The sequence below is a fragment of the Microbacterium sp. HMH0099 genome (assembly GCF_049384025.1).
GTDB lineage: Bacteria > Actinomycetota > Actinomycetes > Actinomycetales > Microbacteriaceae > Microbacterium.
This window is the reverse complement of record NZ_JBMRJR010000002.1, coordinates 215,121-237,413: the sequence shown is the minus strand read 5'-3', so window position 1 is coordinate 237,413 and position 22,293 is coordinate 215,121. Positions and strand designations below refer to the sequence as shown.

General features: G+C 70.8%; 18 protein-coding genes. 15 read left to right on the top strand and 3 right to left on the bottom strand.

What is annotated here, in order from left to right:
- Window positions 1-32 precede the first annotated feature (32 nt).
- From ACO03V_RS04890 to ACO03V_RS04875, 4 genes are all read left to right on the top strand, one after another.
- Complete coding sequence (locus ACO03V_RS04890) at window positions 33-1,220, top strand: glycine cleavage system aminomethyltransferase GcvT (RefSeq protein WP_423136813.1); 1,188 nt, start codon at window positions 33-35, stop codon at window positions 1,218-1,220.
- Entirely contained in the window at window positions 1,217-1,591 is a 375-nt protein-coding gene (gene gcvH / locus ACO03V_RS04885; RefSeq protein WP_423136812.1) for a glycine cleavage system protein GcvH, read from the top strand. Before ACO03V_RS04890 ends, gcvH begins: the two co-directional genes overlap by 4 nt.
- On the top strand, window positions 1,588-4,473 hold the full coding sequence (gcvP, locus tag ACO03V_RS04880; RefSeq protein ID WP_423136811.1) for an aminomethyl-transferring glycine dehydrogenase: 2,886 nt from the start codon (window positions 1,588-1,590) through the stop codon (window positions 4,471-4,473). Before gcvH ends, gcvP begins: the two co-directional genes overlap by 4 nt.
- Before the next feature lie 196 nt (window positions 4,474-4,669).
- Window positions 4,670-6,394: an ABC transporter substrate-binding protein gene (locus tag ACO03V_RS04875; protein ID WP_423136810.1), complete on the top strand. Its 1,725-nt coding sequence runs from the start codon at window positions 4,670-4,672 to the stop codon at window positions 6,392-6,394.
- A 19-nt stretch (window positions 6,395-6,413) separates the two neighbouring features.
- Here the strand turns inward: ACO03V_RS04875 and ACO03V_RS04870 are convergent, their stop codons facing one another.
- A complete protein-coding gene (locus tag ACO03V_RS04870) occupies window positions 6,414-7,238 on the bottom strand; it encodes a CPBP family intramembrane glutamic endopeptidase (protein ID WP_423136809.1) in 825 nt (274 codons plus the stop codon).
- Between the two features lie 272 nt (window positions 7,239-7,510).
- On the opposite strand from ACO03V_RS04870, the gene ACO03V_RS04865 reads away from it, so the two are divergent.
- From ACO03V_RS04865 to ACO03V_RS04855, 3 genes are all read left to right on the top strand, one after another.
- Window positions 7,511-9,313, top strand: a complete 1,803-nt coding sequence (locus ACO03V_RS04865) for an ABC transporter family substrate-binding protein (protein ID WP_423136808.1) — start codon at window positions 7,511-7,513, stop codon at window positions 9,311-9,313.
- A 153-nt stretch (window positions 9,314-9,466) separates the two neighbouring features.
- A complete protein-coding gene (locus ACO03V_RS04860) occupies window positions 9,467-11,011 on the top strand; it encodes an ABC transporter permease (protein ID WP_367726456.1) in 1,545 nt (514 codons plus the stop codon).
- 31 nt (window positions 11,012-11,042) lie between these two features.
- Window positions 11,043-12,092 carry an ABC transporter permease gene (locus ACO03V_RS04855; protein ID WP_367726457.1) on the top strand — a complete coding sequence of 350 codons (1,050 nt, stop codon included), beginning with the start codon at window positions 11,043-11,045 and terminating at the stop codon, window positions 12,090-12,092.
- Window positions 12,093-12,112: 20 nt separating this feature from the next.
- Here ACO03V_RS04855 and ACO03V_RS04850 read toward each other — a convergent pair whose 3' ends face one another.
- Window positions 12,113-12,715 (bottom strand): PH domain-containing protein, encoded by a 603-nt coding sequence (locus ACO03V_RS04850; RefSeq protein WP_367726458.1) that lies wholly within the window; start codon window positions 12,713-12,715, stop codon window positions 12,113-12,115.
- 62 nt (window positions 12,716-12,777) lie between these two features.
- Here ACO03V_RS04850 and ACO03V_RS04845 point away from each other — a divergent pair, with 62 nt between their 5' ends.
- Both ACO03V_RS04845 and typA read left to right on the top strand, forming a co-directional pair.
- Window positions 12,778-14,532, top strand: coding sequence for an ABC transporter ATP-binding protein (locus ACO03V_RS04845; RefSeq protein WP_387053713.1), 1,755 nt, complete (start codon window positions 12,778-12,780; stop codon window positions 14,530-14,532).
- 135 nt (window positions 14,533-14,667) lie between these two features.
- On the top strand, window positions 14,668-16,581 hold the full coding sequence (typA, locus tag ACO03V_RS04840) for a translational GTPase TypA (protein WP_367726460.1): 1,914 nt from the start codon (window positions 14,668-14,670) through the stop codon (window positions 16,579-16,581).
- 163 nt (window positions 16,582-16,744) lie between these two features.
- Here the strand turns inward: typA and ACO03V_RS04835 are convergent, their stop codons facing one another.
- The gene (locus ACO03V_RS04835; RefSeq protein ID WP_367726461.1) at window positions 16,745-17,296 is read right to left on the bottom strand and encodes a helix-turn-helix domain-containing protein; all 552 of its coding nucleotides are present in this window, start codon (window positions 17,294-17,296) and stop codon (window positions 16,745-16,747) included.
- Window positions 17,297-17,361: 65 nt separating this feature from the next.
- Between ACO03V_RS04835 and ACO03V_RS04830 the strand changes: the two genes are divergently transcribed.
- The 6 genes from ACO03V_RS04830 to ACO03V_RS04805 all read left to right on the top strand — a co-directional run bounded on the left by ACO03V_RS04830 (window position 17,362) and on the right by ACO03V_RS04805 (window position 22,044).
- A complete protein-coding gene (locus tag ACO03V_RS04830) occupies window positions 17,362-18,090 on the top strand; it encodes an AzlC family ABC transporter permease (RefSeq protein WP_423136807.1) in 729 nt (242 codons plus the stop codon).
- A complete protein-coding gene (locus ACO03V_RS04825; RefSeq protein WP_423136806.1) occupies window positions 18,087-18,401 on the top strand; it encodes an AzlD domain-containing protein in 315 nt (104 codons plus the stop codon). Before ACO03V_RS04830 ends, ACO03V_RS04825 begins: the two co-directional genes overlap by 4 nt.
- Before the next feature lie 20 nt (window positions 18,402-18,421).
- The gene (locus tag ACO03V_RS04820; RefSeq protein ID WP_367726464.1) at window positions 18,422-18,820 is read left to right on the top strand and encodes a histidinol dehydrogenase; all 399 of its coding nucleotides are present in this window, start codon (window positions 18,422-18,424) and stop codon (window positions 18,818-18,820) included.
- Window positions 18,821-19,099: 279 nt separating this feature from the next.
- The gene (fdxA, locus tag ACO03V_RS04815) at window positions 19,100-19,420 is read left to right on the top strand and encodes a ferredoxin (RefSeq protein ID WP_367726465.1); all 321 of its coding nucleotides are present in this window, start codon (window positions 19,100-19,102) and stop codon (window positions 19,418-19,420) included.
- 4 nt (window positions 19,421-19,424) lie between these two features.
- Complete coding sequence (gene dapC, locus ACO03V_RS04810; protein ID WP_423136805.1) at window positions 19,425-20,528, top strand: succinyldiaminopimelate transaminase; 1,104 nt, start codon at window positions 19,425-19,427, stop codon at window positions 20,526-20,528.
- 220 nt (window positions 20,529-20,748) lie between these two features.
- A complete protein-coding gene (locus ACO03V_RS04805; RefSeq protein ID WP_367726467.1) occupies window positions 20,749-22,044 on the top strand; it encodes a citrate synthase in 1,296 nt (431 codons plus the stop codon).
- The last annotated feature ends 249 nt before the right edge of the window (window positions 22,045-22,293 follow it).

The following is a 22,293-nucleotide window of genomic DNA, read 5'->3' as shown; positions in this document are numbered from 1 at the left end:
GCGTCTGACCGTCATCGCGAACGGCAGAACTCATGACCGACACCCCCGCTCCACCGCGCACCTCGCCGCTGCACGACCGGCACGAGGCCCTCGGCGCCTCGTTCACCGACTTCGGCGGCTGGAACATGCCCGTGCGCTACACCTCCGACCTCGCCGAGCATCACGCCGTGCGCCGCGCCGCGGGCCTGTTCGACATCTCCCACATGGCCGAGCTGCTCGTCCACGGCGAGGCCGCACCCGGCTTCCTCGACTACGTGCTCGCCGGCCGCATCTCCACGATGAAGATCGGGAAGGCGAAGTACTCGCTCGTCCTCGCGGACAGCGGCGGCATCGTGGACGACGTCATCGTCTACCGCACCGGCCCCGAGAACTTCCTCGTCATCGCCAACGCCGGCAACCGGGATGCCGTCAACGCGGCGTTCGACCGCGTCGCGCAGACCTGGCCGACCGCCCGCGCCTTCCTGGCGGAGCGCGCGGACGGACGCGACTTCGCCCTCGTCTCGGGCGCGGACCTGCCCGTCGTCGAGGACGTCACCGACCAGTTCGCGCTCATCGCCCTGCAGGGACCGGAGGCGCGTGGCATCCTGAGCTCCACCCCGAAGGTCGAGATCACCGGGACCGCCCTCGACGACCTGGGTTACTACGCCTGGACCGACGGGACGTTCGACGGCGCTCCGCTCTTCGTCGCCCGGACCGGTTACACCGGGGAGGACGGCTACGAGCTCCTCATCCCCGTGGCCCAGGCTGGTGCGCTGTGGGACGCCGTGCTCGCCGCCGGCGGGGACGCGGGACTCGTGCCGTGCGGCCTCGCGGCGCGCGACACCCTCCGCCTCGAGGCCGGGATGCCGCTCTACGGACACGAGCTGTCCCGCGACATCACGCCCGCGCAGGCCGGACTCGGTCGCGTCGCGGCATCCGACAAGCCGGTCTTCGTCGGCAAGGACGGCCTGTCGTCCGGTCCCGCGGACGCTCCCGTCCTGGTCGGGCTCGTCTCGGAGGGACGCCGCGCCGGCCGCGCCGGCTACACCGTCCTCCAGGGCGACACCGCCGTCGGCGAGATCACCAGCGGAGCCCTCAGCCCCACCCTCGGACACCCCGTCGCCATGGCGTTCGTCACCCCGACGTCCGCCGCGCCCGGAACCGAACTGACCATCGACGTGCGCGGGACCCGCATCCCCGCCACCGTCACCGCCCTGCCCTTCTACCGGAGAAACGAATGACCGACCTCACCGCCCTCAGCTACACCTCCGAGCACGAGTGGATCTCCCTCGACGGCGACATCGCGACGGTCGGCATCACCGACTTCGCCGCAGAGAAGCTCGGCGACGTCGTCTTCGTCGACCTGCCCTCCGCCGACGCAGCGGTCGCCTCCGGCGACGTGTGCGGCGAGATCGAGTCGACCAAGTCGGTCGGCGAGCTCTACGCGCCCCTCGACGGCACCGTCGTCGAGGTCAACGACGCCGTGGTGAACGACCCGTCGCTCGTGAACGCCGACCCGTTCGGCGGCGGCTGGCTCGTCAAGATCCGCATCGACGGCGGGCTGCCCGACGGCCTGCTCGACCGCGCCGCCTACGAGGAGCTCACCGCATGAGCACCCTTCTCCCTCCGCGCACCGCCGCGGGAACGCCCGCCGTCTTCGTCGACCGTCACATCGGCATCGACGCGGACGCGCAGGCCCGCATGCTCGAGGTCGTCGGCTACGACAGCGTCGAGGCGCTTGTCGAGACCGCCGTGCCGGCATCCATCCACGTTCAGCCCCGCGCGACGAGCTCGCTGCCCCCGGCCGCCACGGAGGCCGAGGCTCTGGCCGAGCTGCGCGCGCTCGCGACCGCCAACCGGAGCGCCCGGCCGATGATCGGCCTCGGCTACTACGACACCCTCACCCCGTCGGTGATCGCGCGGAACGTGCTCGAGAACCCCTCCTGGTACACCGCGTACACGCCCTACCAGCCGGAGATCTCGCAGGGACGTCTCGAGGCGCTCATCAACTTCCAGACGATGGTCACCGACCTGACGGGCCTCGCCACGGCGAACGCCTCGATGCTCGACGAGTCCACCGCCGTCGTCGAGGGCATGCTCGTGGCCCGACGCGCGTCGAAGGCGAAGACCGACGTCTTCCTCGTCGACGTCGATGCCCTCCCGCAGACCAAGGCCCTGCTGCATCACCGCGCGGCGGCCGTCGGCATCCGCATCGAGGAGACGTCGTTCAGCGGCGACCTCCACTCGGCGTTCGGCGCGTTCGTCCAGTACCCCGGCGCCACCGGCCGCGTGTGGGACTTCTCGACCGTCGCCGAGGCCGTCCACGCCGCGGGCGGGCTCGTCGTGGCCGCGGCCGACCTGCTCGCGCTCACCCTGCTGCGCTCGCCCGGCTCCCTCGGCGCCGACATCGCCGTGGGGACGACGCAGCGCTTCGGCGTCCCGCTCGGCTTCGGCGGACCGCACGCCGGATACATGGCGGTGCGCGCCGGTCTCGAGCGCCAGCTCCCCGGGCGCCTGGTCGGCGTGTCTCAGGATGCCGCCGGGCACCCGGCCTACCGCCTGTCACTGCAGACGCGCGAACAGCACATCCGACGCGAGAAGGCGACGTCCAACATCTGCACCGCGCAGGTGCTCCTCGCCGTCATGGCGGCGATGTACGCGGTGTACCACGGCCCGCAGGGGCTGACCGCGATCGCCTCCCGCGTCGCGCGGACCGCGGACGCCCTGGCATCCGGTCTGCGCTCCGCCGGCGTCGACCTCGTCGACGACGCGTTCTTCGACACCGTGCGCGCTCGCGTCCCCGGGCGTGCGCAGGAGGTCGTCGGACGGGCTCGGGATGCCGGCATCCAGCTGCTCCGGGTCGACGACGACACCGTGGGGGTGTCGGTGGACGAGACCACCACACCGGCCGACGTCGCGCAGGTGCTCGGCGCGTTCGGGCTGCCGTCCGGCGTCGTCGACCTCGACGGCGCGATCGCGCTGCGCGGCGTCGACGAGGCGCTGCACCGCGTCGAGGAGTTCCTGACGCACCCGGTCTTCCACACGCATCGCAGCGAGACGTCGATGATGCGCTACCTCAAGTCGCTCGCCGACCGCGACTACGCGCTCGACCGCGGCATGATCCCGCTCGGCTCCTGCACGATGAAGCTGAACGCGGCGACGGAGATGGCCGCGGTGTCGTGGCCGGAGTTCTCGCGGGTGCACCCGTTCGCCCCCGAGGCGGACGTGCACGGCTACCTCGAGATGATCGACCAGCTCGAGCGCTGGCTCGCCGAGGTCACCGGGTACGACGCGGTGTCGCTGCAGCCGAACGCCGGCTCACAGGGTGAGCTGGCCGGCCTCCTCGCGATCCGCGGCTACCACCTGTCCCGCGGCGACGAGGACCGCACCGTCTGCCTCATCCCGTCATCGGCGCACGGCACGAACGCGGCCTCGGCGATCCTCGCCGGCATGAGGGTCGTCGTCGTCGCGTGCGACGAGGCCGGCAACGTGGACCTCGACGACCTGCGCGCGAAAATCGCGCAGCATGCCGAGGCACTGTCGGCGCTGATGATCACCTACCCCTCGACCCACGGCGTGTACGAGCACGACGTCCTCGACATCACGCGGGCCGTGCACGACGCCGGCGGGCAGGTCTACGTCGACGGCGCCAACCTCAACGCCCTGCTCGGCTTCGCCCGCTTCGGCGACCTGGGCGGCGACGTCTCGCACCTCAACCTGCACAAGACGTTCGCCATCCCGCACGGCGGCGGCGGCCCGGGCGTCGGTCCGGTCGCGGCGAAGGCGCACCTCGCGCCGTTCCTTCCGTCGCACCCGTTCTCGCAGCGCGCCGCGCACGCGGGCGGGGTGTTCGACGGCGGCCCGGTGTCGGCCGCGCCGTACGGCTCCGCGGGGATCCTCCCCATCTCATGGGCGTACGTCCGCATGATGGGCGCCGAGGGCCTGCGGCAGGCGACCGCCGCCGCGGTGCTGTCGGCCAACTACATCGCGGTGCGTCTGCGCGAGCACTACCCGGTGCTCTACGCCGGCGAGGGCGGGCTCGTCGCGCACGAGTGCATCCTCGACCTGCGTCCGCTCAAGGAGCAGACCGGTGTCACCGTCGACGACGTCGCCAAGCGCCTCATCGACTACGGCTTCCACGCGCCGACCATGTCGTTCCCCGTGGCCGGCACCCTGATGGTCGAGCCGACGGAGAGCGAGGACCTCGCCGAGCTGGACCGGTTCGTGGATGCCATGATCGCCATCAAGCAGGAGGCCCTCGCGGTCGCGGCGGGGGAGTGGCCGGCGGACGACAACCCGCTGGTGAACGCTCCGCACACGGCCGAGACGGTCGTGGTGGGCGAGTGGGACCACCCCTACTCGCGCGAGACCGCTGTGTACCCGGTGCGCTCGCTCGTGCGCGGCAAGTACTGGCCGCCGGTGCGCCGCATCGACCAGGCGTACGGCGACCGGAACCTCGTCTGCTCCTGCCCGCCGCCCGAGGCGTTCGCCTGACCGCCGGTAGTGCGACGCCGCGCGGCACCTCCGCTCCGACGGGTGAGGTGCCGCGCGGCATCCCCTCGATAAACGCTCTCTGCACCGAGAAACGCGCACACCCGGCGTTTCTCGGGGCGGAGAGCGTTTCTCGCCGGCCGGCTCCTGCCGCCCGCCTCACAGCGGGCGGCATAGCGGCGGACGATAGGGTGCCGACGTGCACCACGGGCAGAAACTCGACACGACCGGCCGCCTGCGCCTGACCGCCGTGCTGATCGCCGCGGCGGTCGCCCTCACCGGGTGTACCCCGCCGGAACAGGCGGCGCGGGAGGAACCCGCCGCACCCACGCGCGTGAGCATCGGGGTCGTCGGCGAGCTGACCAGCTTCAACGCGGCGACGGCGACCGGCGACACGGCCGCGAACCGCGCCGTGTCCGCACTCATGGACGAGCGGCTCGGATCCCTCGACGGCGACCTCCAGGTCGTGCCCAACAAGGGGCTCGGCCGCATCACCCGCGTCGAGAACGACCCGCTGACGGTGACGTACGAGATCTTCCCCGACCGCACGTGGTCCGACGGCACCCCCGTCTCGGTCGACGACCTCCTCTTCGGCTGGGCGGTCACGTCGCACTGGTTCGACGACGCGACCTACGATGACGCGGGGAACGTCGTGTCCGGCACCCGCTACTTCGACACCGCGGCGCAGCTCGACGACATCGGCCGGACCGCGCGTCCCTCCGTCGATCGCACGAGCGACACGCTCACGCTGCGCTACGACGAGCCCTTCGCCGATTGGAACCGCCAGTGGCTTCTCGACCGCCCGGTCCACGTCGTGGCCGAGCGCGCCGGCGTGTCGGTGAGCGACCTCATGACGGCCATCCGCACCGCACCTCCGGGGAACCCCGCGGCCCCCACCACCCCCAATCCCGTGCTCGCCGCCGCCGCGGCGGCCTGGAACACGGGCTTCGACGTGCCCGAGGGCGAGGCGGCCGATCCCACGGCAGCGGTCGCGGCCGGTCCATGGACGGTCGCCGCCGTCACCCCGGAGCAGCTCACGCTGGAGCGCCGCGATGACTACGAGGGCGAGCACGAGCCCGAGGTCAGCGAGCTGATCGTCCGCTTCTATCCGGACCGCGCGGCGCAGCTCGACGCCGTCGAGAGCGGGCAGGTCGACCTCGCCAACCTGGGGGACGTGGACGCTTCCGAGATCGCCACACTCGAGCAGGCCGGCGTGCAGGTGCTCGCCGGCCCCACGACGCAGGCGTTGCAGCTCCGCTTCACTCCGGGCACCCTGCCGTCGCTCCGCGAGGCGGTCTCGCTGGCCATCGACCGGCAGGCGCTCGTCGACGACGTCATCCGCCCGGCCCGACCCGATGCGCAGCCGCTGCAGTCGTTCCTCAGCTCGCCCGCGACGGGGGAGCTGTACACGGACCTCGTCTCCGGCAACGGGGCGCCCGGCACGGGCGCCGACGTCGACGGCGCGCAGGCCGCCCTGGACGGCGAGCCCGCGACGGTGCGCATCGCCCACGACTCCGACGACCCGGTGTCGGCGGCGGTGTTCGCGCAGATCACGACCATGGCGTCGCGCGCCGGCATCACCGTCCGCGGTCCCGCCGCCGGCGAGATCCCCGACGCCTCGCTCACCTGGGTGGGGGAGGACGAGAGCCTCTACCGGTCGGCGCGGGATCGACTGGCCCGAGGGGTGGACCCGGCGGACGCCGTCGCCGCCTTCGCACGCCTGCGCGTCGAGACCGACCCCGTGGGGGTGCTGGAGCAGGCCAAGCAGATCGACCGCGCCCTCTTCGGCACCTTCGCGGGGGTCCCGCTGCTGGAGCGGACCGGAGCGGTCGCCGTGAAGGACGGCGTCGGGGGAGTGACCTACACGTCCGAGCCGGACGGCGTCCCGCCGGCGTTCTGGGACTGGACGCCCGCGGCATCCTGAATCCCGTCGACCGCGCCGGTCACGACGCAGGCGGGGCGAAGATCGCGGGCCACCAGGCGGCCGCGAGCGGGTAGCCGACGAAGGCGACGATGTCGATGACGGTGTGCGCGACGACCAAGGGCATCACGCGGCCCCACCGTTTGTAGCACCAGCCGAACACGAGGCCCATGACGACGTTCCCGAGGGCCGAGGGCCAGCCCTGGTAGAGGTGGTAGCTCCCGCGCAGGAGCGCGGTCGACACGATCACCCACGTCCACGACCACCCGAGCCGTCGCAGCCGGTCGAAGAGGTAGCCGAGGAAGATGACCTCCTCGGTGAGGCCGGCGCGCAGGGCGGCGAGGACCAGGAGCGCGATCACCCACCACGAGGAGTCGAGCGGCGCCGGGACGACCGCGATGCTCTGCCCGATGGAGCGGCCGATCGCGTAGACGCCGATGCCCGGCGCCCCGATGACCGCCACCAGGAGCAGACCGCGGAGCACGTCGACGCCGAAGCCGCGGAAGTCCAGCCCGATGCGGCGGAGGGCGTTCCCCGTCGGCTCCCACAGCAGGTAGACGACGAGGGCGACCAGGGCGAGAGAGAAGAAGATGTCGAGGAACTGGTAGACGGCGTCCCAGACGGGCTCCGCCGCGCGCGACGGGTTCAGCTGCGCCTGCTGCTGCGAGATCGGCGCCCGCAACGACGCCCGCAGGAACGACACCATCGAATAGATCGCGGACTGCCCGACGCTCACGAGCAGGACGAGCGCGATCTCCCACCCGAGTCCCCGTTGGGCGCGGTCACCGGGGGCGAGGGCCGGCGGGAACGGTCCGGTGGGAGCGTCGACGGAGGGATGCCACTTCACACCTGCGATTCAACACCGCCCCGGCCGCGGCCGGTCCCGGCATCCGGCAGAACATGGCCCGTCCATAGCGGGTGTTCGAAAAGATCTCGAATTCCGCCGAGAAGGCCGGTCTGCGCACTTTGCTCTGCACATCCGGCCACAGGTTAAAGGTGTGTAACGGTTGCCGCCGAAGTTTTGACCATCGCGAATCGTTTACTTATCGTTTCCCTATCCCCGGCCGCCCTTTCCCTCGGGCGAGCGCGGCCGAAACCCGCACCTCACCAGGAGGACACGTGTCCGAATTCACGCGGCGCAACCGCGCACTGACGGCGGGAGCAGGAGTCGCGATCGCGGCCCTCGCCCTCGCCGGCTGCACGACCACCCAAGACAGCAACGGTGGCGACTCCGGCTCGAGCGAGGGTGGCACGATCACCATCGCGACGACGAACGCCTTCACCTCGTTCAACGGCGACACCCCCGAGGCGAACCTCGACACCAACGGCATGGTCGGCTACCTGACCGGTGTCAGCGGCGGCCTCGGCCTCGGCGGCTTCCTGCGCCTGGACAGCGACTTCAGCGTTCTCCCCAACACCGACTTCGGCACCTACGAGACGGTCTCCGAGGACCCGCTCACGGTGAAGTACACCCTGAACGAGGGCCTCACCTGGTCCGACGGCGAGCCCATCAACGCGGATGACATGCTCGTCAACTGGGCCATCTCCTCGGGCTACTACGACGACGCGGTCCTCGACGCCAGCACGGGCGACGTGACCAACGGCGGCACGCAGTACTTCAGCCTCGCCGGCAGCACCGCCGGTCTCGACACCACCTCGTTCCCGGAGATCGGCGACGACAACATGTCGATGACGATCACCTACGGCACGCCCTACGTGGACTACGAGCTGTTCAACCCGATCGGCAAGCCGGCCCACGTCCTCGCCGAGAAGGCGGGCGTCTCGGAGGCCGACTTCATCGAGCTGCTGAACACCCTCCCCGAGGGCAACCCCGAGGCCCCCGTCGAGACCAACGCGACGCTCAAGGCCGCGGCGGACTTCTGGAACACCGGCTACGACGTCACGTCGATGCCGACCGACGAGAGCCTCCTCGTCGCGAGCGGTCCGTTCATCGTGACGGACTTCACCGCGGAGCAGAGCATCACGCTCGGCAAGAACCCCGAGTACACGGGTGACATGTCGCCCGCCTACGACCAGCTGATCATCCGCTTCATCGGCGACTCGAACGCGCAGGTCACGGCCCTCCAGAACGGCGAGGTGCAGGCCATCCAGCCGCAGGCCTCCGCCGACACGCTCACCGCGCTCGAGAACGCCAACGCCACCGTGCACTCCGGCGACCAGCTCGCGTACGACCACGTCGACCTGAGCTTCGGCGGTGTCTTCGCCGACGCCAACGTCCGCGAGGCCTTCCTCAAGACGATCCCGCGTCAGCAGATCCTCGAGTCCATCGTCACCCCGGTGAACCCCGAGGCCGAGGTCCTGAACTCGCAGATCTTCCTGCCGACGGACGGCGACCAGTACACCACCGCCGTCGAGGCGAGCGGCTACGACCAGTACACGGAGCCCGACATCGAGGGCGCGCGTGCGCTGCTCGCCGGTGCCACCCCGACGGTGCGCATCCTCTACAACACGAACAACCCGAACCGTGTCGACAGCTTCCGCGCCATCCAGCAGTCGGCCCAGCAGGCGGGCTTCGTGATCGAGGACGCCGGCTCGCCGGACTGGAGCTCGCTCCTCGGCAGCGGCAGCTACGACGCGTCCATCTTCGGATGGGTCTCGCCGGGCGCCGGTAACGCCGCTCTCCCGCAGATCTTCAAGACCGGCGGTGGCGGAAACTACAACAACTACAGCAACGCCGAGGTCGACGCGCTCGTCGACCAGAGCCAGGTGACGGTCGACGCCGACGAGCTGGCCGACCTCAAGGTGCAGATCGACGCCGCGACGGCGCAGGACTTCTACGGCCTGCCGCTGTTCCAGTCGCCGGGTCTGTTCGCCGACAACGGTTCCGTGACCGGTGTCACCTACTTCGGTGGCCAGACGGGCATCGTGTGGAACGCACAGGAGTGGACGCTGGCGGGCTGATAACCCCCGCATAGTCCCTCGTGAGGCGCCGGAGCTCGGCTCCGGCGCCTCACCTCGTGTGCGCGAGGCGACCTTTCCTGCGCGTACGCGACTATCCTTTCCAAGGCGCTTCCCCCGAGCGTCGCCTACCCGATCGAAAGAAGTCCCATCGCGATGGTCGGATTCATCCTCAGGCGCATCGCCGTCTCGATCCTGGTCCTGCTCGCAGCGTCGTTCATCATGTACGTGCTGGCCGCCAACTCCGGCGACCCCCTCATGGACCTGCGCGAGAGCACCGCTGCCAACCGTGACCAGCTCATCGCCGCCCGCGTCGCGGCCCTGGATCTGGACGTGCCCCCGCCGCTGCGGTACTTCCTGTGGCTCGGCGGAGCGGCCAGCTGCCTCATCCCCTTCGCCGGGAGCTGCGACCTCGGACTGACCATCAGCAACGCGCCGGTCCTGGAGATCCTCCCGACCGCCGTCGTCTCGACGCTGCAGCTGGTCACCGCGTCCTTCGTCCTCGCCATCGTGCTGGGCATCGTCGTCGGCGTCGTGTCGGCGCTACGCCAGTACAGCGGCTTCGACTTCGGCATCACCCTGCTGAGCTTCTTCCTCTTCTCCCTGCCGTCGTTCCTCGTCGCGGTGCTCCTGAAGGAGTTCCTGGCGCTCGGGTTCAACAACTTCCTGCAGTCGGCCACCGCCATCCCGGTCTGGCTCATCGCGCTCCTCGCGGTGATCGCGGCCGTCGTGTGGCAGGCCATGATCGGCGGGGACACGCGCCGCCGGCTGATCGTCGCCGGTGTCGCCGCCGCCGCCACGGTCGCCCTGCTCGTGTACTTCAACGTCACCGACTGGTTCCGCAACCCCGGCTTCGGCCCCGTCGGCCTGCTGCTGCTCATCGCGGGCGTGGTCGTCATCACGACGGCCCTCATCTCGGGCCTCGCCAACCGCCGCGCCCTCATCGTCGCCGCGATCAACGGTGCGATCGCCTACATCGCGTACTTCGCTCTGCAGGGGCTGTTCGACATCTCGACGGTGGCCACGGTCATCATCCTCTTCGTCGCCGCGGTGGCGATCGGCCTCGTGACCGGCTTCGTGCTCGGCGCCCCCGACCGCGGCATGACCGCCCGCATCGGCGCGATCGTGGCGTTCTTCTCGTTTGGCCTGGTCATCCTCGACCGCTACATGCAGTCCTGGCCCGCCTACGTCGGCAGCCCCCGCATCAACGGGCGCCCGATCGCCACGGTCGGTGCCGCCACCCCCGGGTTCTCCGGCGACATGTGGATCAGCGGGATCGACACCTTCACCCACCTGCTGCTGCCGACCATCTCGCTGCTGCTCATCTCGTTCGCCGGGTACACGCGGTACGCCCGTGCCGGGATGCTCGAGGTGCTGAACCAGGACTACATCCGGACGGCGCGTGCGAAGGGTCTGCCGGAGCGGACCGTCATCATGCGCCACGGTCTGCGCAACATGCTCATCCCCATCGTCACGCTCGTGGCGACGGACGTGGGCGCGATCCTCGGTGGTGCGGTCATCACCGAGCAGGTCTTCGCCATCCCCGGGATGGGGCAGCTGTTCGTGGCATCCATCCAGCGCGTCGACGTGAACCCGGTGATGGGGTACTTCCTCGTCATCGCGGTCACCGCCATCGTCTTCAACTTCCTGGCCGATCTCGCCTACGCGGCGCTCGACCCCCGCGTGCGAGTGGTCGCATGATCGCCGCCGTCCGATTCCCGGAGGTCTCCCGATGACCCAGATGCTTCCCGAGCCCGCGCACGTGGACGCGCCGGCTCCCGCCGACGAGCGGAACACGGTCGGAGTGAGCCAGGGACGGCTCGTCCTGCGCCGGTTCCTCGCGAACAAGGTCGCCGTCGTGTCCGGCATCCTGTTCCTCCTGCTGGCCGTCTTCTCGATCTCGGCGATCGGCTTCGGACCGGTGCCCGGATGGTGGAAGTACGACTACACGACGCTGAACGCGCAGAACAACGGCGGTGCGCCGACCCTCTCGGTGTTCCCCTTCTCGCTCGGCGACCACCCGTTCGGTCAGGACCGCATCGGCATCGACTATTTCGCGATGACGATGCGCGGCATCCAGAACTCGATCCTCGTGATGCTCATCATCAGCATCACGGGGACCGCGGTCGGCACGATCATCGGCGCCCTCGCGGGGTACTACCGCGGCTGGGTGGACGCGGTGCTCATGCGCATCACCGACGTCTTCATCGTCATCCCGATCATCGTCATCGGTGCCGTCGTCGGTCGCGCGACGGGTGGCCTCGGCGTCATCCCGCTGGCGTTCTTCCTGGCGATGGTGTCCTGGACGACGATCGCGCGCCTCGTGCGGGCGGAGTTCCTGTCGCTGCGCGAGCGCGAGTTCGTCGAGGCCGCGCGCGTGGCCGGGGCGAGCGACGCCCGCATCATCTTCAAGCACATCCTGCCCAACGCCATCGGCGTGGTGATCGTCGCAGCGACTCTGCTCGCGGCCTCGGCCATCCTGCTGGAGACGGCGTTGAGCTACCTGCAGCTCGGTGTGCGTCCGCCGGACGTCTCGCTCGGCCTGATCATCTCGGACAACCAGTCGGCGTTCTCGACGCGTCCGTGGCTGTTCTGGTGGCCGGCGGTCTTCATCGTCCTGCTCGCCGTGCTCGTCAACTTCGTCGGCGACGGCCTCCGCGACGCGTTCGACCCGCGTCAGAAGCGCTTCTCGCTGCGTCGCACGAAGGAGCAGGCCGGCCCGTCGGTCACCGCTCCCGCCAGCACGCAGGCGCGCGTGCACCCGGAGACCCCGTCGTCATGACGGTCGCCCTCCCGCGGGGCCTAGCCCAGGACCACCGCCGCGACGAGACCCGCCGCGCCGGCGACCAGCAGCAGCAGGTTGTCGACGCGGACGGCGGGCTCCACGCGGACGGTCTCGGCGATGCCCGCCTCGACGCGACCCGCGTCGCGGAGCGCGTACCAGCGCGCGCGCACCAGCTCGGCCGCGCGGCCGGAGTCGGTGCCCGGCAGCTCGCCCGGACGCAGCTGCGCGGCGGACGGGTCCTCGCTGCGGCGGTGCGCGCGGGCGGCGCGAAGCGAGCCGGTGGCTCCGGGCGCCGGTGCGGCGGTGGCGCTGATGCGGCGGCCCGGGGTGTGCAGCTGCAGGGCGTAGCGCGTGTCCACGTGGATGAGCGCGGCCCACGGCACGCGGTAGCGCAGCACGATGTTGTCGACCTGCACCGCCTCGTCGTCGACCGTGACGGACGGCGACCACAGGATGCCGGTGACCAGGGCGGCCGCGCCGAGGGCTCCCACGACCACCAGGGCCGGTGCGTCGGTCGCTCCGGGCGTCACGAGCAGGCCGATCGCCACGACGGCGATGATCGCCCAGACGATGCCGCACAGGACACGGGTGAACGTCGAACGGAACGTCTGGCGTGGCATCCCCCGATTCTTTCATTCCCCGATCACTCACTCCCGCTGCGCGGGACCGAGAGGACATTCTCATGAGCACGACCGAGAAGGCCGCTATCCCGGCCCTGGAGATGACCGACCTCAGCGTCGACTTCGCGGTCGACGACGTCTGGGTTCCCGCCGCCAAGCACCTGACGTACTCGATCGCGCGCGGTCAGGTCGTCGCGGTCGTCGGAGAGTCGGGCTCGGGTAAGAGCGTCAGCTCGATGGCCGTGCTCGACCTGCTGCCGCGGAACAGCCGCGTCACGGGCAGCATCAAGGTGAACGGCCGCGAGGTGACCGGTCTGTCGACGTCGCAGATGCGGCAGCTGCGCGGACCGGAGGTCGCCGCGATCTTCCAGGAGCCGATGACGGCCCTGAACCCGGTCCTCACGGTGGGCTCGCAGATCATCGAGGCGCTGCGCGCGCACACCCCGATCGCGCCGACGCAGGCGAAGGCCCGCGCGCTGGAGCTGCTCGACATGGTCGGCCTGCCCGACCCGGCGAAGGCGTTCGCCTCCTACCCGCACCAGCTGTCGGGCGGTCAGCGCCAGCGCGCCATGATCGCGCAGTCCATCAGCCTGGAGCCCGCGCTGCTCATCGCCGACGAACCGACGACCGCGCTCGACGTGACGGTGCAGGCGGAGATCCTCGACCTCATCCGCGACCTCCGCGACCGCCTGGACTCCGCCGTCCTCCTCATCACGCACGACATGGGCGTGGTCGCCGACCTCGCGGACTGGATCGTCGTGATGAAGTCCGGCGACATCGTCGAGCAGGGACCCGCGGCTCAGGTGCTCGGTGCGCCGAAGGACCCGTACACCAAGGAGTTGCTGGCCTCGGTGCCGCGCCTGGGGGAGACCCTCGAGGGCGAGAGCACCGTCGACGTCGTCGAGGCGCTGGCCACGGCCGTCGCCGAGGGCCCGGCCCGCACCGAGGCGATCGCCCTCGCCGCGGCCGCGCCCGAGATCGCGCACCCGGTCCTGCAACTGGACAACGTGTCGATCGAGTACGGAAAGAAGGGGCGCGTCGCGGCCTTCCGTGCCGTGGACGACGTGACGCTCGGCATCGCGGAGGGCGAGATCGTCGGCCTCGTCGGCGAGTCCGGATCGGGCAAGTCGACCATCGGCCGCGCCGCGATCGGTCTGCAGCCGATCGCCGACGGCCGCCTCGTGGTCGACGGCGTGGACATCTCGAGCGGGTCGCGCAAGCTCATCAAGTCGCTGCGTCGCCGCGTCGGCATCGTCTTCCAGGACCCGTCGTCCTCGCTCAACCCGCGTCTGCCGATCGGCGAGTCCATCGGCGAGCCGCTGCTCCTGGCCGGCGAGGCCAAGGGGGCGGCGCTGGACGCGCGGGTGGAGAAGCTCCTCGACGAGGTGCGCCTGCCGCGCAGCTACCGCAACCGGTACCCGCACGAGTTGTCGGGCGGTCAGAAGCAGCGCGTCGGCATCGCGCGGGCTCTCTCGCTGCAGCCCCGGCTGCTCGTCGCGGACGAGCCGACGAGCGCGCTCGACGTGTCCGTGCAGGCCCGCGTGCTGGAGCTGCTGAGCGAGCTGCAGAAGGAGCACCGCTTCGCCTGCCTGTTCATCAGCCACGACCTCGCCGTCGTCGACGCGATGGCCGACCGCATCGTCGTGCTCAACCGCGGCAAGATCGCCGAGCAGGGCACCCGCGACGAGATCCTCCGCGCGCCGAAGGAGCCGTACACGCAGCGCCTCATCGCCGCGATCCCGGTGCCCGACGTGGAGGTGCAGGCGGCCCGCCGCGAGCTGCGCCACCAGCTCCTCGAGGGCGACGCGACGCGCTGACCGACGTCCGGACGAAGGGCGGGATCCTGTGGGGTTCCCGCCCTTCGTCGTCCCCTGCCGGGAGTGTCGCCGCGGGCCGGTAGACTGGCAGGGCCCGATTTCCGGGCGTCACCCAAAACTTCCTGGAGACCCTCCATGGCGCACGCCCTCCGTCCTGACCTCCGAAACGTCGCGATCGTCGCGCACGTCGACCACGGCAAGACGACGCTCGTCGACGCCATGCTCCGCCAGACCGGCTCGTTCGGCGACCACGCGCACGTCGAGGAGCGCGCGATGGACTCGAACGACCTCGAGCGCGAGAAGGGCATCACGATCCTCGCCAAGAACACGGCGATCACCTACAACGGCATCCACACCGAGGTGCCCGTGACGATCAACGTCATCGACACCCCGGGCCACGCCGACTTCGGCGGCGAGGTCGAGCGCGGTCTGTCGATGGTGGACGGCGTCGTCCTGCTCGTGGACGCGTCCGAGGGCCCGCTGCCGCAGACCCGCTTCGTGCTCCGCAAGGCGCTCGAGGCCAAGCTCCCCGTCATCCTCCTCGTCAACAAGACCGACCGTCCCGACGCGCGCATCGCCGAGGTCGAGGAAGAGGCGCACGACCTGCTGCTCGGTCTCGCGTCCGACCTCGTCGACGACGTGCCCGACCTCGACGTCGACGCGCTGCTCGACGTGCCGGTCGTCTACGCCTCCGGCCGTGCGGGTGCGGCATCCCTCACCCGTCCCGCCAACGGCGCCCTGCCCGACAACGACGACCTCGAGCCGCTGTTCGCCGCGATCCTCGAGCACGTGCCGGCCCCCTCCTACGACGACGAGGCGCCGCTGCAGGCGTGGGTCACCAACCTCGACTCGAGCCCGTTCCTGGGCCGTCTCGCCCTGCTGCGCGTCTTCAACGGCACGCTCAAGAAGGGGCAGACGGTGGCCTGGGTGCGTTCCGACGGCACCACGAGCAACGCACGTATCACCGAGCTGCTGAAGACCCGCGCGCTCGAGCGCTTCCCGGCCGAGGACGCCGGCCCCGGCGACATCGTCGCCATCGCGGGCTTCCCCGACATCACCATCGGCGAGACCATCGCCGACCCCGAGGACGTCCGGCCGCTCAAGGCGATCACCGTCGACGACCCGGCGATCTCGATGACGATCGGCACCAACACCTCGCCCCTCATGGGCAAGGTCAAGGGCCACAAGCTCACCGCCCGCATGGTCAAGGACCGCCTCGACCGCGAGCTCATCGGCAACGTCTCGCTCAAGGTCGTCGACATCGGCCGTCCCGACGCGTGGGAGGTCCAGGGGCGCGGCGAGCTCGCGCTGGCCATCCTCGTCGAGAACATGCGCCGCGAGGGCTTCGAGCTCACCGTCGGCAAGCCCCAGGTGGTCACCAAGCGCGGTGAGGACGGCAAGCTCAAGGAGCCGTTCGAGCACCTGACCATCGACGCCCCCGAGGAGCACCTCGGCGCGATCACCCAGCTCATGGCCGCCCGCAAGGGCCGCATGGACAACATGACCAACCACGGCACCGGCTGGGTGCGCATGGAGTTCGTCGTCCCGTCGCGCGGCCTCATCGGATTCCGCAGCGAGTTCCTCACGATCACGCGCGGCACCGGCATCGCCAACGCCATCTCGCACGGCTACGACGACTGGGCGGGCTCGATCACCACGCGTCAGAACGGCTCGATCGTCGCCGACCGCATGGGTGTCGTCACGCCGTTCGCCATGATCGCCCTGCAGGAGCGCATGAGCTTCTTCGTGCAGCCGACCGAAGAGGTCTACGAGGGCATGGTCATCGGCGAGAACTCGCGCGCCGACGACATGGACGTGAACATCACCAAGGAGAAGAAGCTCACGAACATGCGTTCGTCGACCTCCGACTCCTTCGAGTCGATGACGCCCCCGCGCGTGCTCACCCTCGAGGAGTCGCTCGAGTTCGCCCGCGACGACGAATGCGTCGAGGTCACGCCCGAGAAGGTCCGCATCCGCAAGGTCGTGCTCGACGCGACCGAGCGCGGGCGCGCCGCCTCCCGCCTCAAGCGCCAGGATGCCAACGCGTAAGCGTTCCGCACCAGGACGGCCCCGCACGCTTCGGCGTGACGGGGCCGTCGGCGTCACCGGGGCAGGACGTCCCGCGCCGTGGGTCGCGAGCGGGCGCATCGTCGTGTGACGCGACCGGGCGCATCGTCGCGTGACGCGAACGGGCGCGGCCCGCCGGTGGCCGTCAGCGGGACTCGACCACGCAGACCGCGCTCATCCCGGGGGTGAGGGCCTCGAAGACGTGCGGGACGTCGCCGGCATACGAGAGGTAGTCGCCGGGGGACAGCTCGAACGGATCGTCGGCGGGACCGGCCAGACCCCGCCCCGAGACCATGACGAGGTGCTCGATGGTCCCTCGGGGGTGCGCGTCGGACCGGCGGGGCGTGCCGGGCTCGGCGGAGAGCAGGTAGATGTCGCGGCGTGCGTGCGGTGGGCTGGCCGACAGGAGGACCGCGATGTAGTCGGATGCCGAGGACGCGACCGCCGTCGACGCCTCGCCCGCGCGGATCAGGGTGGGGGAGTGGACGCCCTCGTCGACGAAGTCGGCGAAGGGGATCTGCAGAGCGGTGGCGAGCGCCCATAGCGTCTCGACGCTCGGATTGCCGCCGCCGTTCTCGAGCTGCGACACGGTGGCCTTCGCCACGCCGGCGCGGCGTGCGAGCTCGGACACGCTCAGGTCTCGCCGCTCGCGCTCGCGACGCAGGGTCGAAGCGATGCGGTCGCCGAGGTCCGTCATGCGTTCATTATGCCCGTCAATCGTTCGACTTGACGAACGACGCTCGATCGTTCACCATGATGCGCATGCGTTCGTTCTCCCGAACAGCCGAGGGGGCTGCGACCCGACAGGGGCTCGCAGTGGCTCTGGCCACCAGCGCGTACGGCATCTCGTTCGGGGCGCTGTCTGTGGCATCCGGTCTCGACGTCTGGCAGACCTGCGTGCTCAGCCTGCTCATGTTCACCGGTGGATCGCAGTTCGCGTTCGTCGGCGTGATCGCCGCCGGGGGAGTCGCCGCCGCCCCGGCGGCCATCGCCTCCGCGACTCTGCTCGGCGTCCGGAACGCCGCTTACGCGATGCGGATGACGCCTCTCCTCGGGGGCGGGCCGTGGCGGCGGGCGGCGGCGACGCAGTTCACCATCGACGAGTCCGTGGCCGTGGCGCTCGCGCAGGGCGCGTCGCGTGCGCGCCGGGTCGGATTCTGGGTGACCGGCATCGGCATCTGGGTGGGGTGGAACCTCTCGACCTTCGCGGGAGCACTCCTCGGCGACGTGCTCGGCGATCCCCGGGCGTACGGTCTCGACGCGGCGGCGGCCGCCGCCTTCCTCGCCCTGGTCTGGCCTCGACTGCGCGGCCGTCAGCCGCTGGCCGTCGCCACGGGGGCCGCGATCGTCGCCGCCGCTCTGACCCCGGTGCTGATGCCCGGCATCCCGGTCATCGCCGCCGCGGCGGTCGCCGTGGCCGTCGGGCTGTTCGATCCCCGCCGCCCTACCGTCGCCCCGGTCGGGACGGCGGAGGAGAAGGGGATGCCATGACCCTGTGGACCGCCGTGCTCCTGGCATCCATTCTCTGTGTCGCGCTCAAGGCCGTCGGGTACCTCGTTCCCGCGCGCGTGCTCGAGGCGCCGCGACCCGCGCGGATCGCGGATCTGCTGACGGTCGCGCTGCTGTCGGCGCTCGTCGTCGTGCAGGCTCTGGCCGTGGGGGCGGCCGTGGTCGTGGACGCGCGTCTGCCGGCGGTCGCCGTGGCCGCGGTGCTGCTGTGGGCGCGGGCGCCGTTCCTCGTCGTCGTCGCAGCGGCGGCGGTCACCGCCGCACTCCTCCGACTCTGGGGATGGGCAGCTTGAGCCGCGCCTAGACTGACCCGGTGGGTTTCGGGTTGTCACGCGTCCTCGGCTGGCTGATGGCCGCCGTGATCGGACTCTTCTACGGGGTCGCGGCGACCGTCGGGCACGCCTACCGCATCGGGTTCTTCCCCCTCGGGCTGCTGCTCGCGACCGTCGGCACCGCCGCCCTGCTGATCGCCCTGCGGACCTTGACCCGCGACCGCGTGAACGCGCTGGCCGGCGGCATCGGCGTCGTCGCGGCGACGTTCGTCTTCTCGCAGGTCGGACCCGGCGGGTCCGCTATCGTCGCCGCTGCCACGCCCGACACCGAATGGATCGCCGTGGCCTGGACGATCATCGGTCCGGTGCTGGTCGCGCTGGTCGCCGCGTGGCCCGACCTGTCGCACCTGCGCGCCGCGCCTGCGCCGCCCGAGCGCTGACGGGCCGTCGTCTCGATCCCCTGCGCTGAGGTGGCGCAGATGTACGCGCGAGGGCGCCGGCGACGTGCATTCGCGCCACCTCAGCGCCGGCTGGTGTCCCTTGCGCTGAGTTGGCGCAGATGTACGCGCGAGGGCGCCGGCGGCGTGCATTCGCGCCAACTGAGCGCCGGCTGCCCGCCCCGTAGTGCTCAGCGCTGAGAAGGCGGGGTGCGGGGGCGGGGATCATAGGTCACGGGGCGTCCGCGGAGGCCGGCGGGCCCGCGCGTCTAGACTGGACGGGTGACTTACGTGATCGCCCTCCCGTGCGTCGATGTCAAGGACCGCGCCTGCATCGACGAGTGCCCCGTCGACTGCATCTACGAGGGCGAGCGCTCGCTCTACATCCACCCGGACGAATGTGTCGACTGCGGTGCGTGCGAGCCGGTCTGCCCCGTCGAGGCGATCTACTACGAGGACGACCTCCCCGAGGAGTGGGCGGACTACTACAAGGCCAACGTCGAGTTCTTCGACGACATCGGCTCGCCCGGTGGTGCTGCCAAGGTCGGTGTGATCGCGAAGGACCACCCGGTCGTCTCGGCGCTTCCCCCGCAGGCGCACTGAGCCCGTGGGCGTCGCCGACCTCGCCGACTACCCCTGGGACGCCGTCGCCCCGTACGCCGAGCGTGCGCGTCGACACCCCGCCGGGATCATCGACCTCTCGATCGGCTCGCCGGTCGACCCCACGCCCGAGGTGGTGGCCGAGGCTCTCCGTGATGCCTCCGACGCCCACGCCTACCCGCAGACCGCGGGCACCCCGGCCCTCCGCGAGGCCGTCGCGGACTGGTACGCGCGCCGTCGGGGCGTCCCCGGCCTGACCGCCGCCCACGTCCTCCCCACGGTCGGCTCGAAGGAGCTCGTCGCGCTCCTGCCGCTCCTGCTGGGACTCGGCCCCGGCGACGCCGTCGTGCACCCGCGGGCGGCCTACCCCACCTACGAGGTCGGTGCCCGTCTCGTCGGCGCCGAGCCGGTGGCATCCGATGACCCGGCCTCCTGGCCGGCGCATACACGCCTGGTCTGGATCAACTCTCCGGGCAACCCGGACGGGCGCGTGCTCTCGGCCGTCGAGCTGGCGGCCGCCGTCGCGCGCGCGCGGGAGCTGGGCGCGGTCCTCGCCTCCGACGAGTGCTACGCCGAGCTGGGCTGGGACGCGCCGTGGGATGCCGCCCGGGTGCCGAGCGTGCTGGACCCGCAGGTCGTCGGCGACGACCTCACCGGCGTGCTGTCGGTGTACTCGCTGAGCAAGCAGTCGAACCTCGCCGGCTACCGGGCCGCGTTCCTCGCCGGCGACCCGACGCTGGTCGAGCGTCTGCTGACCGGGCGCAAGCATCTCGGTCTCATCCCGCCCGCCCCGGTCCAGCGGGCCATGACCGTCGCCCTCGGCGACGACGCGCACGTCGAGGAGCAGCGCGCGCGCTACGCGCAGCGCCGCTCGCTCCTGAAGCCCGCGGTCGAGGCCGCCGGGTTCCGCATCGACCACAGCGAAGGCGGCCTCTACCTGTGGGCCACCGAGGGGCGCGACGCGTGGGACAGCATGGAGCGCCTGGCCGATCTCGGCATCCTGGCCGGGCCCGGGCACTTCTACGGCTCGCACTTCCCGCAGCACGTGCGCTTCTCGCTGACGGCGACGGACGAGCGCATCGCCGCGGCCGCGGAGCGCCTGACCCCCTGACGCCGCAGGAGGTTCCCTCCATTCGATGGGAGCCAGCTTTGGCGGTGTCATCGGTAGGCCGACGTGCCTACTAGGCTGTAAAGGCATTGCGCTCGGGCCATCCTCCGAGGGCGTGCCGGCCCGGATTCCATACCCGTGGGGTTCACCGGCCGAGGAGATCGCGGGTGCCTCCGCCCCCGCGCTCGAACACACGGGCGACCAGAAATCGCAAGGAGGCGCGGTGAGCGACGCGGGCACGCAGCAGGACAAGGCCACCCTCTCGGTGGGGGGAACCACCGCCGAATTCCCGGTCCTGCGAGGTACCGACGGCATCCCGAGCATCGACATCGCGTCGCTGACGAAGCAGACCGGGCACACAACGCTCGACTACGGCTTCGTGAACACGGCGTCGACGAAGTCGGACATCACCTACATCGACGGTGATCAGGGCATCCTGCGGTACCGCGGGTATCCGATCGAGCAGCTGGCCAAGAACAGCACGTACCTCGAGGTGGCGTGGCTGCTCATCTACGGCGAGCTGCCCACGGCCGACGAGCTGGCGTCCTTCGACGAGCGCATCCGCCGTCACACGCTGCTGCACGAGGACCTCAAGCGCTTCTTCTCGGCGCTGCCCCCGACCGCGCACCCGATGTCGGTGCTGTCGGCGGCGACCGCGGCCCTGTCGACCTACTACGAGAACGAGTCGGACCCGCACAACCCCGAGCACGTCGAGCTGAACACGGTGCGCATGCTCGCGAAGCTCCCCGTGATCGCGGCGTACGCGCACAAGAAGAGCATCGGGCAGGCGTTCCTCTACCCCGACAACTCGCTCGGTTTCGTCGACAACTTCCTGAAGCTGAACTTCGGCGTGCACAGCGAGCCCTTCGAGGCCAACCCCGTCATGACGAAGGCGCTGGACCTGCTCCTCATGCTCCACGAGGACCACGAGCAGAACGCGTCGACGTCGACCGTGCGCCTCGTCGGCTCGACCGGAGCGAACCAGTTCGCGTCGATCTCCGCCGGCATCCAGGCTCTGTCCGGTCCGCTGCACGGCGGGGCGAACGAGGCCGTGCTGCAGATGCTGGGACGCATCCGCGACTCCGGTGAGAGCGTTGAGCGCTTCGTCGAGCGTGTGAAGAACAAGGAGGCCGGCGTCAAGCTCATGGGCTTCGGACACCGCGTCTACAAGAACTACGACCCCCGCGCCAAGCTCGTCAAGGGCGCGGCGGACGAGGTCCTCGAGGCCCTCGGCGTCAGCGACCCGCTGCTCGACCTCGCCAAGGAGCTGGAGCAGATCGCCCTGGAGGACGACTACTTCAAGGAGCGTCGCCTCTACCCGAACGTCGACTTCTACACCGGCGTGATCTACAAGGCGATGGGCTTCCCGACGCGCATGTTCACGGTGCTGTTCGCCATCGGGCGCCTGCCGGGATGGCTCGCGCAGTGGCGCGAGGCGATCTCCGACCCGCAGACGAAGATCGGCCGCCCGCAGCAGCTCTACACGGGCGCCGCGCAGCGCGACTACCCCGGCGTCTGACGCCCGCCACCGGCGCCCCGTCCCTCCGTGCGAGGGGCGGGGCGCTGTGCTGTGTCGGGGCGGCGCTCAGGCTGGTCCCACTTTGGGCAGGTGGGGGGCGCCGTGGGCGTGTCCCACTTTGTGCAGGTGTGGCGGGCCGATGCTGCACATTGTGGGACATGGGCGCCGGGCAGTGGCGGCCGACAGCCGCCGTGTCCCCCTTTGTGCAGGTGGGGCGGGCCGATGCTGCACATAGTGGGACATGGGCCC